This is a genomic window from Virgibacillus profundi (assembly GCF_002287375.1).
Taxonomy (GTDB): Bacteria; Bacillota; Bacilli; order Bacillales; family Amphibacillaceae; genus Virgibacillus_K; species Virgibacillus_K profundi.
The window spans coordinates 103,603-119,011 of sequence record NZ_NPOA01000004.1 but is presented as its reverse complement, the minus strand read 5'-3'; the positions used below and the strand labels follow the sequence as shown (position 1 = coordinate 119,011).

Below are 15,409 nucleotides of genomic sequence, written 5' to 3'. Positions count from 1 at the left end.
GGCAAAGAATAAATTATATTGCCTACTATAAAAAGAGTTCCTATCCCTCTCTTAAATGTTCAATGCGAATACAGTATAATAAATATTAAACATTTAAGACAAGGAACAAAGTTTTTAAGTGTTTCTTAACCTTGTAAATACAGTATAACATAAAATTTTAAAAGTGTAAAGTGTTTTGTTAAATATAATATTTTTTATTTATTATGAGTTTATCATGGTGAAACATAAGAATGATACTGATAATACGAATAGAATACACATATAAAAATCTGTTCGATTCTTTGGTAATACGTCTATCAATGCATCAATGATTAAGCGTTTAATCATGCTTGCAACCTCCTTTTAGACTTATGTTTGTTGGTTATTCTATTATGTAATTCATTTGTCCATGGATGGATACGATCTGTTTAGAATGGTGTTAATGATCATATCCATATTAGAAAAACGAATTTACTAATTTGCTGCAATGTGTGAGTATAGTTTTTCTGTGTTATAGATTAAATCTATTTCTTTTAAGAAAGTAGTATCGAATGAAGTATATATGGATTTTTTGATAATATGGTCATCCTTATATGTCGTTTTATGCTGTGATTCTGTGCTAATGTCATGCCAGTCATTAAGTATAATTATGTCTTTGCTATCCAACGACTTTTTATAATGCTTGCGTTTGTGTTTTGGTTTATGAATGAGATATACAAACCTTTGAGAATAATTTTCTTTGATCTCTATTGAATGAAATTTCGTTTGTGATACTTGAGGGAAGCCAAAATCATTAATACCTATGATTGTAATTTTATGATCTTCGTTGAGATTGTTTAATACATTGATTAAATCTGTTTCTTTTGATTGAATAGTATATGTCATTTGTATTCTCCTTTTAGATTGAATTTTATTTATTGCTTTAATGTAACAATCCAATATAATATTATTACATTAAAGCAGGAAACAAAACATCCTGCATGTGATTATCCATAGAATGAAACTACTTCACCAGTAATATTGTCATGATGTGAAATGAAGCAATAACCACACTCTTTTAATTCTTTTTCATAATTGGAAATAAGCCTTTCTTTTCTGCCTTCCATTCCTTGTGTATCTTTTAAGCGTGTAGGCTTGTAATACCTTTCTATAAATTCCCTTACAGATGATACGTTTGAAACTTGATATTTTTTAAACTTTTGGTATAGGTTTGTTTTCATTTTTTGGATCTCCTTTTGATTGATTGTATTTTAAATAAAAATTTCTTCATATTTTTCAACTGTGCTGATTTCATTTGTTGCTATTAATTCCAATTCACTTGTCCATGTATTGACAAAATTTTCTTTGATAATGAGATATTTTGATTGGCCAACCTCTGTAATTTTTATTCTCTCTGTGTCGTAAAATATAAAATTGTCAGTCAATGAACCTTCAAACATGTTGTAATCTATCCCTTGATTGTTAGCAATTTCTATCATTTGATTTATAAACTCGTTTGTTACTGTAAATTTATTCATTTTTATGGTCTCCTTTTTAAAGTATGTATTTAAAGACTGTTGCAAGTCTTTTTAATAGTTCTAATAGGCTTATGTATCATTAAAAAGACTTGTACGGTTTTTTATATTACTTTAAAAAGGTGTGACAGATGAAAACTTTTTCCATAAGCTTTTCAATATTTTTAATTCCTCTGATAGTTCTTTTTCGTTATGCTTATTCATATCATAATTAACCTCGTTGATCTCATTTACAATTAACATTCTTAGTGCTTTTGATTCCTCTTTTGTTAGGTTGTTCATGTGTATTCTCCTTTTATGGTTATTTTAGATATTGTATATTCCATCTTTAAAATTTAATTTCTTAAAAATTTGTGTCAATATATCCACATTATCCAAACCTTGATAATTGACTTCTAACAATAAAGAATATTGTTCTTTGGATATCTCTATAATGTTATTTTTTGAAACTGTTAAAGTGTGAAACTGTGGTTCATTTATAACAGTAATTTCATTTTCATTATTGGATAGATAATTCTCATAAAGATAAATAAATCCGTGATTGTCACCTTTTGAAATATCGATAAAATATTTGTCCATTTTATTTTCTCCTTTTGTATTTAGTTTATTTGTTATTCGTAAATTTCTAGTGTATTCTTTTTATTTAATTTTGCCCATTTACTTTTTGTTGTATGTTTAGCTAATGCAAGAATACACCACTTATAAAACCCTCTACCGTCATAAATTGCTTTGACTGTATATTTCCAGTTTCCTTTTTCATCTAATAACTTACATACTCTTTCATTTGTAAATTGATCTTTATTCATTTTATAATACTCCTTTTTGTAATTGTATTTTTCTAACTTTAAAAGCTGCAATTTGTTGTTTTAGTTTGCAACCTTTAAAGTGAGAAAAATCTCACTTTATTAAGTCAATTGGAAAGGCTTATTACCTTTAGAATGTAATTGTTCCTGCCCATATTTTTCTATTTTCTGATTCCATGATAATTTGCCTTTTTTCTTTTTAGTGTCAAATTCTCCTAAGTACCATTTTTTTGATGATCTTTGAAACCTGAAACCTAGCTTTTTAATTTCATCTTTAATTGGGTATGTGTTTCCTTCTAACCATATCCATGTGCCTATTAGATTGATTGTAATACCCTCATGTTTGAGTAATTGGTTTATGATTGATCTGTAGTTATCATTGACTGTGTGCCCTTCTTTGTTATCCTTTGTAGTTTCTACTGTGGCAAATAGATATTCGTATTCTTTATTGATTTGTTTCATTTGTTCGGTTGTGTCGTGTTCGTTTAAGTCTGGATGGAATTGTTTAGCAAGTTTGCGGTAAGCTTGTTTTAGTTCCTTTATAGTTGATACTGATTGATTGAAAAATTTAATATTCATGTGATAACCTCCAGTGATATTTTATAAAAATGTGTGTTTATGTATTTGTGATTGATCTGATACTGTTTGACTTGATATATAATATTATATACCTATTATGGGATAATGTCAATAAGAATATTGAAATTTATTAATATAATATTATATAGTTATTGTGTATGGTTATATGCTTGAAAGTATCACAATAACCTATAAATCATTTTAAAGCGTAATATGCTGCTTTTGAGTGATACGTGATTTATAGGTTATAATCATATTTTAAAGCGTGTAGGATAGCTTAAAATGATTCGTTTTTTAGATATAAGCTTTTAATATAGTCTATCTCTGAAAATTTGCATCTTATCTTTTATGTTATCATTTAATGATTGTAAATTTTCATCATATTGTAAGAAGGTGGAAAATTCATTGTCATAATAATTTATAATGTTTCTTATTTGTGTACCGTTTAGGTGGTAAAATGCATAGTTGAAAACTTCCTCATGTGACATAGTTTCAATGGTTTTTAATAATGAAATTGGATTCATTTTGTAGTACCTCTTTTCATATTTTAGAATTATTTTATATCATTTTTACATTATTCATTCTATCTAAAAAATTACATCTATTAGCAAATTCTTTTTCTGTGATTGTTTCTTTTATTATCCAATTGCTTTTGTTCTTCTTTAATTCATTCAATTTTATATTTAAATATTCCTTTTTATGATACTGTTTAGCGTCTTTTTCTGTTAGGTATAATTTGTTAGGATTGAATAAGTTCAATCCTTTTTCTATAATGTAATAGCCTTTACTATCTTTATTTAAATTGCTTTTTACCTCATTTTTAGCATGAAACCATTTTCTAAGTAGAGTGTAAATATTTTTGTTATAGTCGTATAGTGTAATCATTTTTTCTGTATGGATATTATTTTTCTCTATAAAATAATCACTGTTGTAAAAAGATACATCTTCTAAAATTTCATCGTTTGTAAAGTCATTTCTGACAGTTTCTAAAATCAGATCCATTTCATCAGTGTTGTTAAAATATTTCACTTCTACAATATTAATTATACTCGCATCTGATTTGATTAATATATGATTTACATTTTCAGTTCTTCCATAGTAGATGTATTCTTTTTCTTCTGCATTGTTTTCAAACATTACAATTGCATATTTTTTATTTGTGTTTAACATTTTTAATATCTCCTTTTAGTTAAAATTTTAAATTGGTCAATTCCAGCACTTTGGATAATATTATGCTATCCATTGTTAGAAACAAACTAGAGTGTAAATAGATTGTTTCTAACTAGCATAAAATAATATTATTAATATGGTATTTATTAGTTATTCTTAGATTTGTTAGATAGAAATATTTCATATTGTTGTTTGTCTGTGTATGCAACAATATCTATAACTTGTGATTGTAAATCGTTTAAGTAGTTTACTACTTTATTATTACCATAGTAGAAAGCTTTATTATCTGATAAGTGACTATTGTAAACTTTAGCAAGTGATTCCAAATCATGATATGAAGCGATTGAAGCGTCAATGTTATTGTAAGTCATTAATTGTAAGGTTGAACGAGAAAGCCTGTTAAAACAGTTTAAAGCATCTTCCTGTTTAACATCTTTTGCCCACTCATAATTGCTTGAGTAAATTCCTTTTGATTTGTTGTTAATTTGTTTAGTGATTGTCATTTTAATGATCTCCTTTTGTGATACTATATTTTACTTTTGTAATACTTTTGAATATATCCTCCTCATTTCCCCATACGATTTGTATTTTGTCACCAACAGATACATTGAAAGATATTTCATGATCATATAAGAATATGCTTTTGTTGTCATGGCTTGCTTTATTGATTGGTATACCATGTATTGTGTTATTTGTTATGTTAGTTATTTCATATTGATATGGTTGTTTGTTGCCTACGTTTGTTTGATTTGTATTGATTGATTGAAAACCTCCGATTAGTTGACTAGACAATAATAAGGTGATTAGTATTGTTTTCATTTTGCTCTCCTTTGTATTGATTTATTTTGGAATTTTAAAATGTAAAAGTGCTGCACTTTGGCGTTTTAAAATTTTAGCTATTGGAATATGTTTCTTTGTAGTACAATTTTATAAAATGGTTGTCGTGTACTAGTTCATAACCGTATACGCTTATAATATTATGTGATTGTTTGAATTGATTTAATAAGCTTTGAACTTGTTCCCAGTCATCTAATATAGTGCTTGTTGCTTGTTCTTTGTCGTGTATGCTTTTAGTAATGTGATTAATGTTTAAAGTGTTCTCAATTTCCTTTATATCCATGCTATAAAAATTCATTATAGTATTTCCCCTTTTGTATTGAATTATTTTAGATATTGATTATTAATTATATCTATAAAGGATATAAACCGTTTAGCTTATATCCTTTAACATACAATTAATTTTACCATTCGAATGTTAAACCTTCCTTAATGTCTAACCATAGATAGATTGTATATGGTTGTTTGTTATTACCTATTTGTTTGTGATAGTGTTTGAAATAGTCATCATATGCTTCTTTGTAGTTTTGGTTGATTGTTTCACCTAACATAAATAACTCTTGCATGGTTGGTGTAACCTCTAATGCATCATAGTGATCTTTACGATTATTGAATAAGTTTATTAGTCTGTTCATTTTTTGTTGTCTCCTTTGTGGTTAATTTGTAGTTAAAATTTTAAAATGGTGAAAAGCAGCAAATTGGTTATGTATATTATAGGTACTTTTCAATGTCTATTGTATCTGACAAGTCGCATAGCCTGCTATCTAATGCAAGTTGAATATTTTCATTATCATCTTTGCCGAATACTTGTTTTAGTTCGGTTGTGATCTCCTTTTGAGTTTGTTCAGATAGTTGAAAAATATAGTTTGTTTTGTTCATTGTTTGTGATCTCCTTTATATTGATTTATTTTAGATATTTATTTGTAAATTCAATGTATTAAAAAAGTGAATTTCCCCATTCTTGTCTTTTTCAACGATTAAACCCGTTTGTCTAGCTATTTCGATTGTTTCGTTGAAAACGTTCTGAGCTTCATCATGCGTAATGATTCCATTCTCTACCTTTATAGGCAAACGTTCAGTCCATTCCTTGCATTTTGTTGAAAGCTTATATCTTAAACTGCGTTTTTTCTGTTCGTCGTTTTCTGATAATATTCTTGTAACATCTCTCTTTAAATAATCAAATAATTCATAAAAACTGTTCCTTTTTATTGCAAGTATTTCTTTTTTCATTTTAACATTCCCCTTTATAATGATTTATTTTAATATCATATCAAACTGTTATCTATTGTAAGATTGTATGATCATATAGATAAATGTATTTCATATCATATTAAAATGTATTGATCTTACAAGCTCGATACTGGAAAGTATGTCATGGCTTGTCTTGTCGATAGTCTAACACTATACGTGTGACAGTATAGTCTGTAGTCTGCATTTTTTTGTAAAGTAGTAAGCTTGTAACTACTGTATGGTGTTATTTAGTTTTCAAGGTGCTAAACCTTGCTATATCATTCCTTGCAGTTTATTGTTAGACATTCCTTTCTATGCAAGTTTTATATAGTTTGTTTTCAAGGTGTGAGGTTGATCTCACTTGTTTGTTGCTTTGTTGTTTCTCTACCTTATACTTATATTATACTATGTATCGTTTAGTATGTCAAGTACTTTCGTGAAGTTTTTAGTATAATATTTATTAATTATAAGATGTTTGTTGCCTGTGTTTGTTGTTTTTCTTATTTGCTATACTTATAGTATAACATTTATTAGTTATTGGTGCAAGTCTTTTGGTGGATTATTATGTGACAAATTTGTGAACATTTTGGGATATGTTTGTTGGTTATTGTGGGTTGTTGGTTGACATATTGTGTATAGTATGGATAAGATTAAATGGTGGAAGTCAGCATGTTATTTTGTGGATAGATTATAGTATACAGATTATATATAGTTAGGATGTTATGATATATTATGATACATTGATTTTCTATTTTTTGATATTTTGATATTTTATTATTTCAATTTATGGATATGGAAAATGTCTCACGTGAAACAATATAGTATTATTTATTTATCTATGTAGTTATGAAAACTATGTGATGAGGTGTGGAAAACTATAGGTTAGTTAGTTGACTAGTTAACCAGTGTACTATGTGAGTGATACAGTACTTCATTATATATAATTTTGTAATAATCGATATACTTTTTATACTTCGATTTTTCCCTGTTATCATGGGTGAAATTTTGATTATCCAAAATGCAGCAAATTCATGATTATATATTCCAATGGTGCTATAATGCATATTATACCACCATTGTAAAAGGCAGTAATGGGGGCATATTTACATCTATGGGATCACTTGTTCTCATTTTCTAAACCGGGAGCAGCTACATTCACGCACCAACTTAATTTTCCACTTTATCCCATATTTTCAATTTTTCTCTCAATTTTCACCTCTCCGTCATCGTAAATGTCATCGAACGCATCCGATATATTCTCCCTATTCATCCACATTTTCCACTATCCCATTTTCCCTCAATCTTCCAACATCTTATCCAATCCCTCATCACTCCTTCCCTACACCCTCAATTTTCCCCATCATTCCCACATTATCTCGATACACATCTCACATCCTCATTTACTCATCTCACAACAACTATCTCCTGTCCCTCAATTTTCCCTTACCACACCTACATAATCTCACCATCTTCTATCATTCAATTCACCCTCTATACGATAACCAATCATCAACACATCCCATCACCCACCGGGGGCTAATTTATCCAAAACAAAAAGGTAGATGCATATTAGCAACTACCTCGCATATCCACATATAATATTATTTGTCTCACCAATCATCTTTCCAACTATCTATCTCATTCCATCCTTCATCCCAATCATCAATATCACTCCACTCACCAACCTCATCTCTAATCCCATCCAACAACATATCAATTATCCATTCAATCATTGTACATACTCCACAAACTCTTTTCCTCTATCACTAAATTCCCCAACCATACTACACACTAATCCATATGACATACCAGAATGATTCTGCCTATCAATCTCTTTCTTGGCAACCTCCAACGTATCCACATCCCCCTTCTGTCCTCCACCCAATATCTCCACTATACTCAAACAGTTACCTAACTCCATACCTTGATATAGATCTCTCAGCCTAACAGGCACAATCTCGTCCCACAGTTTCCATTTATCCTCTGCTAACACCTCTTTACCTCTTTTCATCCAATACTGTTCCAACTCTGGAATCTTATCCTCATGCTCTCTATCTCGTCTCTCCACATCTTCTCTAGACTTCCTCTGACCTTCATCAAACTCAGTCTTAGTCTTACCTGTAATCGCCTTATAAGCTACATCCATATCAACTGTATCCGAATATAGATAATGTTGATTGAACTCTCCATAGACAAGTTTCCCTCTAATCTTATATTCTAACAATAAATTTACAACACCCTCTATTGTATTACCCCATCCGAATTCAACTTCTTCATACAGTTTCCCATTTTTAATTTTACTCATTGATATTCCTCCTATATATTATTGTGTTATTTTTGATCTCATATTCAACCCGTAGACACCTCTATGAGATGTTCTAAGACATTTGTATATATTTATTATGCTTTGTCTGTAAAACAGTCACAAGGGTGTCTGAAATTGATTCTAGCCATATCTTTTTAATATTAAACTATGTATGTTATTATTTATCTACACGACTAAAAGTTATTCTTAATCCATTCGTCAACATTACTAATGACATGTTGATCGCCATTTTGCTTACTTGAATTGCTTTCCATCCCATACTCAACAATAAATCTCGTATTCCTACCAATTTCACTTATGAACAAATTTTTCTTAGATCGTGTGCATGACACGTAAAAGAGCCTCGCTTCCTCTTCCAGACTGCTTAAGTGATGTGGAAATTTATCATTTTCCACACCTACAACGAATACGTTATCAAACTCTAAACCTTTACTTCTATGTATACTCATTAGCTTTACAGCGTCTTTTTTACTTTTCTTCTTGGTGAAACTACTGTATACGTATGTGATAAATTGTTCTAAATTGTTGCCTTTGACGAAACTTTTCAATACTTCAATACTATTCAAACGTTCATCTATTTCTTCTTTATTCCTGTATTTTTCTTTAATGGTTTCTTCTAGCTTTGTTGATTTTGTTATATGAGCAATAAGAGAAATCACATTTGCTCCGTCTTCGTTCATTTTTCTTAAGTTATTGATTATCTTTTTGAATACTGTGATATTCTTTTTTTGCCACATCTGACTGTATGGCATATCCGTTGCTGCATCCAGCATAGATGTATTGTGTTTAGTTGCGTAATTTTGCATATCATTGAATATCTTATTGCTCATGTATGTTAATGGGTAGTTTCTGGCTTTAAACGCACCTTCAAAAGCATTATCGTCTTGTGGATTATGGACTAATCTTAATATAGCAAGAATCCCAGCAACTTCTTTACGTTTAAAGAAACTGCTGTCATTAGCAATCTCATAATCAATTTTACGTCTTTTTAACTCAGCCTCAACGAAATCAGCATGAGCGTTCATTCTATATAGAACAGCTATTTCATTTAGTTTCTCTCCATCTTCAATGAGCTGTTCAATCTTATCGGCTACTTCTACACCTTCCACGTCTCTACTGAAGTGTGAGTTTACTTCTATGTGTCCATCTTCTTGGTTGTGGGCTTTTGCATCCACATAATGCTCGTAATCACTGTAGTATTGACGGATAAAGTGATTAGATTGTTCTACAATGTTCTTTGGTGATCGGTAATTTGTAAATACATTATGTATAGTTGCGTCTTTCCAATACTTATCGAAATTCATGGAGTATTCGGTAGTTCCCCCACGAAACTCAAAAATCGCCTGACGGTAGTCGCTTAGGGTGAATATGTTGCCAGTCTGACACCACTCTTTTAGTAAATGATTTTGTACTAAATTAGAATCTTGATGCTCATCTACAAGTATGTAATCATATGTATATTTATCGGGGTTGTTTTTGACCACCTCTAAACATAATAATAGATAATCATCAAAGTCGTATAATTTCTTTTGTTTCTTCAAGTCCTCATACGCTTTGTAGAATTTGCGTAGCTCTTTAATGGTGTAATCAGATTCTTTTTTTATGAATTCATCATCATATGATACCATGAAATTTTTTTGGAAGCTAATATAATTTGTGATCTCTTTAGTGTCAGCATTTTTATCAATATTTTTAAAACAATTGTCAACCTGCCATTCTTTAATCATGTTGTATCCAGTTATTTGTATCCCTTCTTGATATAGAATACGTCCACATATAGCATGAAATGTTCCTACGTTCACGAATTTATGATTCATTGCTTTTAATTTCGACTGTAATTCTGAAGCCGTATTCTTCGTGAAACTAATCGCAAGGATCGATTTTTCTGGTATGTTGTGCTCGCGTATCAATTTATCTATTCTGCCTAATAAAATCGTAGATTTTCCACTGCCCGCCGAGGAAATGACCCCCATTGCACCATCAAAATGATCGACAGCAACCTGCTGCTCGGGATTGAAATTTATTTTTGTCATAACTTTTAAAACTCCTCCTATTAATATACTATCTATATATATTATATAATATTTATTACTTATAGTCAACTGTTTTCAAAATATAATTACAATATTACGTTGTCTTGCGCCAACGTTTCTTTCACGCTGTCGCGTTCAAGGGGTGGTTGTTATTTGTTTGATTTTTATTTGTAACCAAAACATACCAAAACCTCTATATAGAGCTTTTTACATAATTTCTTCTACAAACAATCTTCGTTAAATGTTATTTTTCCTACAATCCAATAGGATTTTTCCTTCTTTACTTGGTTGTTTTTATCTCGGTATGACTTTCCATTCTTCGTGTTAATAATGTATGGTAGTTTTCTATCCTTGATATTTCCGTTGAGCGTATTTATTCCCAATGTTCTAGCACTAAGTCCATTCTTTTTAAATGTTTCTTTCATAACCTCTTTTTCCTCTCTATACAATTTTACTCCAGTAATAGAATCTAAATATAGACTTAAATTTCTATCATTGATATCTTCCTCAATCAATCTGTACTGGAATCCTTCGGTTGGATTATAAAAACCTAGTATATCTGCCACATGCTTAGAAAATCCGTATGTACCAAATCGCTTCATATCAGACATATCATCTTGGTCACACATTATCTTATAGAGCATTAACTCATTTATTTTTTTCGTTGCTTTATTCTCATCCTCCGTTATTTCATCATACACAATATTAAATTGATCGTTTTCACGATAGTATTCTTCAATAAAGTCTTTTGTACCAAAAGAACTCAGATACTGCGCCATTTCTGCCTTTTTCAACAGTTGAGTTTCCATTCCTCCTAACCTCTGATTTGATACAGATTTAACATAGAGATTAATTTTGTCATTTTTGTCTGTTATTCTTTTTCTTCCTATACATTGAATTAGCACACCTATGTCTTCAATATCACAAACTATGTGCTTTAACTTTTTATCTACGATGTTAACGCCAGTATCCATAGCCATAGTTGTGATTAAAGCTGTTTCATCAAAACTCTCATTTTTAAGCAAGTTGTTGATTTTTTCTTCGTCTACGAATTTATAGTAATTTTTGTTTGCTTCACTGCAATTAAACAACGAGTTTTTTTGATTCTTACTGTATAGCTCATAAGCCTTCTTAGCTGATTTTATGAAAAATATAGTTCTTTCTTTTCTTTGGATTGATTCTTGCATGAAATGGTTTAAGGTTTCATCTTTATTATAGAATGTTAGTGTCTTAACAAAAGAAAAATCCAAAGGTATTTCGTAATCTATGGTTTGTGTTATTTGATGTTCATTTATGTAATCCGTTACACTATCTCCTGTTGCACTCATGAGTATCTTAATTTGCTTCTTTTGCTTCATTAATTGATTAAACGATATATCAGTTTTCTTATTAAAGCTGGCATCACTAATGAAATAATGGAATTCATCACATACTATATAATCATATTTTCCGAAGTTGAATACTTTTTTCCGGCTATATAGGTGTTCTAGATGCTGATAGGTTTTTATATCTATAACATCGTATTTTTTATCTTTGTGAATCTCCTCTTCAAATTGATAAACACAATTTTTTCTATGTATTAACATTAAAATCTTTTTATTCTCATTTTTAGCTATGTTGTATAGGTTGTTTTTGATAAAATAACTTTTTCCTTTGCCCGTTCCTGCTTTTATCGTAATTACATCACCATTTTCCCAATTTTGTATGTCATCGTTTGTTATTAAGTTGCTTACCTTCACTTTATTTCCCCTTTCTTATAATAAGTATATAATATTGATTGTTTATTTTGTATTTATTTGAAACGCTTGGCAAAAACCATAATATGGACACGTATTACCCAATCTTGAATTAGTATTTTTACTTTGTTGAACATATATTACCCTCCTTTCTTTTAGAAATTTCCTATTTGTATTCATTATATAATATTATTTGTCCTTAGTCAACTAGCCCCTCTAATCCCATCCTCAACCAGCATATCGCCCAAAAATGTCCTTCGACTTCCACCAGCAGTCTGCTCAATTGCATAATGCAACGCATTATTCTCAGCTATCATTATACAACCTTCAGAGGCACGGGTGATTCCTGTATATACAAATTCTCTACTCAACAGAAGATATGCTGAGAAATCAAATGTGAATATAACTTGTTTAATCGAGCTACCTTGAGATTTATGAACTGTAATAGCATATGCCAATTCAACATTAATCATTTCACTCATATCATATATTATTATTTCATCAATGTCTTCAAATTGAAAATGAACGCTGTGATTCTGCCTTGTCTTATCGTCATCAAATTCAATCGCTACAATTCTACCCAGTGTTCCGTTATATATTTTTACTTTTCCGCTTTCTCCTGCTTCATAGTTGTTCCCATTATGTATAACCTTGTCACCTACACGATAATCATAGCCACCTCTGCTTATGAATGGTTTGTCTGTATCATTAAACACCTTTTGTAATTCAATGTTCAGATCTTTAACAGATAACTCTCCTCGTTCACGTAACCCAGTTAACACTTGAAACTCAAATAGATCAGCATTTTTATTACGTTCACATATAGAAAGTATCATATCAGTAATATCTGTTTCTTTATCAACAGGGATGGTTGTCATGTCACGCAATTCGCCTAATGTTTCCTGTTTGTAATTATATTTGTCAGTGATATGTCTACCTTCACGAATATCATTTGCTGCCAATATAATACCTGATTTAGCAGCTTGACGTTGAATCTTGGTCAACTCTTGTTGTGGTATTATGTCTCTTCCTTCGTTTAAAATTGAATCGTAGACTGCACCAGTCCCAATCGATGGAAGTTGTCCATTATCTCCAACGAATATCATCTTAGCACCCGGTTTAAGGGCTATAACTACACTATAGATGAGGAAGTTGTTAGCCATACTAGATTCATCCAATACCACAATGTCATACGGGAGGTTGAATTTATCATTGTGGATGAATTTGCCATACTTATCTATACCAAGCATTCTGTGTATAGTCATTGATTCCAATCCATGAGAAGCTAGGACACGAGTTGCTTTCCCACTGAGAGCTGTTGTCATGTAGGAATAGTCCTTCAATGCCTTTAAAACCCCTTTAATACTGAAGGTTTTACCAACGCCACCTTTCCCATTTATTGCCAGTACATTATTATCAATAGCTAATTGAATTGCATTTCTTTGTTCGTCGGTAAATTCAAATCCACCTTGTTCTTCTTGTTTAGCAATAACATCTGTACTGTTCACCTTGCTTGTGGGACAGGATTCATTCAACATACTCATCAATTTATCCTTAATAGTTTTCTCAAAGTAGTAATTCTTGTATAAAGCGACCTTATTATCCTTTATGTATAAATTGGTTTCCTTAACACCGGAATTTTCCAATTCCTCTATAGTATTCATTATGTATGATTCTTCAATCTTCAACATTTCTTCTAGTTGTTCAATTAATTCTCTTCTACTGATCCAAGAGTGTCCACTTGAAGCGTCTTGCTCCAATGTATATCTAATCGCTGATTCAATCCGGTGTGGACTAGTTGGGTCGTCTCCTCTATGCATTGCGTAGGAATCAACCTTTTTGAATCCAAAATTATCTGCGGCACATAGATTATATACATTATTTCTCACACTTTGTACTAATGCCGATGCTGAACCAAAGTGATTGATTAGTCTTTTAGTTGCTTCATATGTAATATCGAATTCTTTTAGTTCAACTAATGCTTCTTGGATTTCTAAGTTGTTTACTAATTTACCTTTAATCTTGTCATATGTAGATTCGCCAATCCCATGAATCTTTGTATAGTCAATCTCATCATTGTCAAACATATCAAGCAGTTTGTGATTTGGATACACTTTTATAATTGATTCATATTGCTTGTCTGTGATTAAAGCTTTCACATAATCTTGCTGCTCCTTGATTGTTTCAGGACGTTTAGCCTCTACAGAGAGAATGGTGAATCCTTTGCCATATTTAGGGTGATCATTCGGTTCAACTATTATATTATAGTCATTTCCTTCTAATAAATCAGCCGTATTACCACTGATTGCTATATTCCCAAATGAATTTAACTCAATTGTGCGGTTGTTGTTTGGAATGGCAGCAAAAACACCCCACATATTTTCAGTGCTATGATATAGCTTCCGTTTAATTGTTACATTAAGTTCCATGATTTCTTCTTGGCTCAAATTAAATCGCTCCTTTTATGTATTATATTTAATATATGTATTGATTATATAATATTAATTGTCTATTGTCAACTGCATATTAAAAATAAGATTAAAATGTTGGTTTGTTGAGATAAATTAATAACTAAATAACATTATATTTGTTTTAAGGTGTGTTGTGGATTGATTGAGTGATTTGGTAGGCTAGGTATTCAAATGTAAATAGAACGTCTCAGGAGGTCTGTAAATGACTCCTGTGATGGTTGTGTGGTGTCTGGGTGTGAGATGATCAGACGGAGTAATACAAGATGGAAACGTGTCTCTTCCTATATAATAGATGTAGATAATGCTGAGTATATTGTGGGATGGAGTAGGTTTTTAAACTTTTAAAAATAATTTGTGAAATAGGTTGACTATAATGAAATAATATTATATAATGTATATAGATAGAATGTTAGGAGCCAGTTAATTAAATTTGAGTGACCAATAGATATATAATAACATACTATACTACATAGAGGAAAAGGGGAAAAGGATATGGTGAGTACGACATGATTTGGGAAGATTCACAATTAGAGATTGATAAAAAATATGAAGAACATTTGAGACGTAGTGGTTTGTGTGAGGATGAGAGATTTGGATGGGATGATGAGGTTGGTGAAGATAAAAGTGAGAATGGTATAAGTAGTATTAGATGGGATAGCTATAATGAAGATTATGTGAGTGAGTTTGATTGGGAGTTGTATGGTTATCTAATAGATTAATAATACCATAAA

Annotated in this window: 19 protein-coding genes; 1 reads left to right on the top strand and 18 read right to left on the bottom strand. The window is 30.5% G+C overall.

Annotated elements, in window-relative coordinates; translation table 11 throughout:
* Positions 1-453 precede the first annotated feature (453 nt).
* The 18 genes from CIL05_RS07030 to CIL05_RS06950 form a co-directional block, all read right to left on the bottom strand.
* Positions 454-864: a hypothetical protein gene (locus tag CIL05_RS07030; protein ID WP_095654812.1), complete on the bottom strand. Its 411-nt coding sequence runs from the start codon at positions 862-864 to the stop codon at positions 454-456.
* 101 nt (positions 865-965) lie between these two features.
* Positions 966-1,199, bottom strand: coding sequence for a hypothetical protein (locus tag CIL05_RS07025; RefSeq protein WP_095654811.1), 234 nt, complete (start codon positions 1,197-1,199; stop codon positions 966-968).
* A gap of 30 nt (positions 1,200-1,229) precedes the next feature.
* Positions 1,230-1,496 carry a hypothetical protein gene (locus CIL05_RS07020; protein WP_095654810.1) on the bottom strand — a complete coding sequence of 89 codons (267 nt, stop codon included), beginning with the start codon at positions 1,494-1,496 and terminating at the stop codon, positions 1,230-1,232.
* Positions 1,497-1,607: 111 nt separating this feature from the next.
* Positions 1,608-1,775 carry a hypothetical protein gene (locus CIL05_RS22095; protein ID WP_165769061.1) on the bottom strand — a complete coding sequence of 56 codons (168 nt, stop codon included), beginning with the start codon at positions 1,773-1,775 and terminating at the stop codon, positions 1,608-1,610.
* Between the two features lie 24 nt (positions 1,776-1,799).
* Complete coding sequence (locus CIL05_RS07015; RefSeq protein WP_095654809.1) at positions 1,800-2,072, bottom strand: hypothetical protein; 273 nt, start codon at positions 2,070-2,072, stop codon at positions 1,800-1,802.
* Positions 2,073-2,104: 32 nt separating this feature from the next.
* Positions 2,105-2,299, bottom strand: coding sequence for a hypothetical protein (locus CIL05_RS07010; RefSeq protein ID WP_095654808.1), 195 nt, complete (start codon positions 2,297-2,299; stop codon positions 2,105-2,107).
* A 99-nt stretch (positions 2,300-2,398) separates the two neighbouring features.
* Positions 2,399-2,875, bottom strand: coding sequence for a J domain-containing protein (locus tag CIL05_RS07005; protein ID WP_095654807.1), 477 nt, complete (start codon positions 2,873-2,875; stop codon positions 2,399-2,401).
* 558 nt (positions 2,876-3,433) lie between these two features.
* A complete protein-coding gene (locus CIL05_RS06995) occupies positions 3,434-4,045 on the bottom strand; it encodes a hypothetical protein (RefSeq protein ID WP_095654805.1) in 612 nt (203 codons plus the stop codon).
* 146 nt (positions 4,046-4,191) lie between these two features.
* Positions 4,192-4,548 (bottom strand): hypothetical protein, encoded by a 357-nt coding sequence (locus tag CIL05_RS06990; RefSeq protein WP_095654804.1) that lies wholly within the window; start codon positions 4,546-4,548, stop codon positions 4,192-4,194.
* Position 4,549: 1 nt separating this feature from the next.
* On the bottom strand, positions 4,550-4,864 hold the full coding sequence (locus CIL05_RS06985) for a hypothetical protein (protein ID WP_095654803.1): 315 nt from the start codon (positions 4,862-4,864) through the stop codon (positions 4,550-4,552).
* Between the two features lie 422 nt (positions 4,865-5,286).
* The gene (locus CIL05_RS06975) at positions 5,287-5,517 is read right to left on the bottom strand and encodes a hypothetical protein (RefSeq protein WP_095654801.1); all 231 of its coding nucleotides are present in this window, start codon (positions 5,515-5,517) and stop codon (positions 5,287-5,289) included.
* A 76-nt stretch (positions 5,518-5,593) separates the two neighbouring features.
* The gene (locus CIL05_RS22090; RefSeq protein ID WP_165769060.1) at positions 5,594-5,761 is read right to left on the bottom strand and encodes a hypothetical protein; all 168 of its coding nucleotides are present in this window, start codon (positions 5,759-5,761) and stop codon (positions 5,594-5,596) included.
* A gap of 30 nt (positions 5,762-5,791) precedes the next feature.
* Complete coding sequence (locus CIL05_RS06970; RefSeq protein ID WP_095654800.1) at positions 5,792-6,112, bottom strand: hypothetical protein; 321 nt, start codon at positions 6,110-6,112, stop codon at positions 5,792-5,794.
* A gap of 1,610 nt (positions 6,113-7,722) precedes the next feature.
* The gene (locus CIL05_RS22780) at positions 7,723-7,845 is read right to left on the bottom strand and encodes a hypothetical protein (protein WP_276245332.1); all 123 of its coding nucleotides are present in this window, start codon (positions 7,843-7,845) and stop codon (positions 7,723-7,725) included.
* On the bottom strand, positions 7,842-8,417 hold the full coding sequence (locus CIL05_RS06965) for a hypothetical protein (protein WP_095654799.1): 576 nt from the start codon (positions 8,415-8,417) through the stop codon (positions 7,842-7,844). The genes CIL05_RS22780 and CIL05_RS06965 overlap by 4 nt, the downstream gene beginning before the upstream one ends.
* Before the next feature lie 194 nt (positions 8,418-8,611).
* Complete coding sequence (locus tag CIL05_RS06960; protein ID WP_095654798.1) at positions 8,612-10,471, bottom strand: ATP-dependent helicase; 1,860 nt, start codon at positions 10,469-10,471, stop codon at positions 8,612-8,614.
* Between the two features lie 221 nt (positions 10,472-10,692).
* Positions 10,693-12,210 carry a DEAD/DEAH box helicase family protein gene (locus CIL05_RS06955; RefSeq protein WP_206207757.1) on the bottom strand — a complete coding sequence of 506 codons (1,518 nt, stop codon included), beginning with the start codon at positions 12,208-12,210 and terminating at the stop codon, positions 10,693-10,695.
* 200 nt (positions 12,211-12,410) lie between these two features.
* The gene (locus CIL05_RS06950; RefSeq protein ID WP_095654797.1) at positions 12,411-14,654 is read right to left on the bottom strand and encodes an AAA family ATPase; all 2,244 of its coding nucleotides are present in this window, start codon (positions 14,652-14,654) and stop codon (positions 12,411-12,413) included.
* Positions 14,655-15,184: 530 nt separating this feature from the next.
* Here CIL05_RS06950 and CIL05_RS06945 point away from each other — a divergent pair.
* On the top strand, positions 15,185-15,397 hold the full coding sequence (locus tag CIL05_RS06945) for a hypothetical protein (RefSeq protein WP_095654796.1): 213 nt from the start codon (positions 15,185-15,187) through the stop codon (positions 15,395-15,397).
* Positions 15,398-15,409 lie beyond the last annotated feature (12 nt).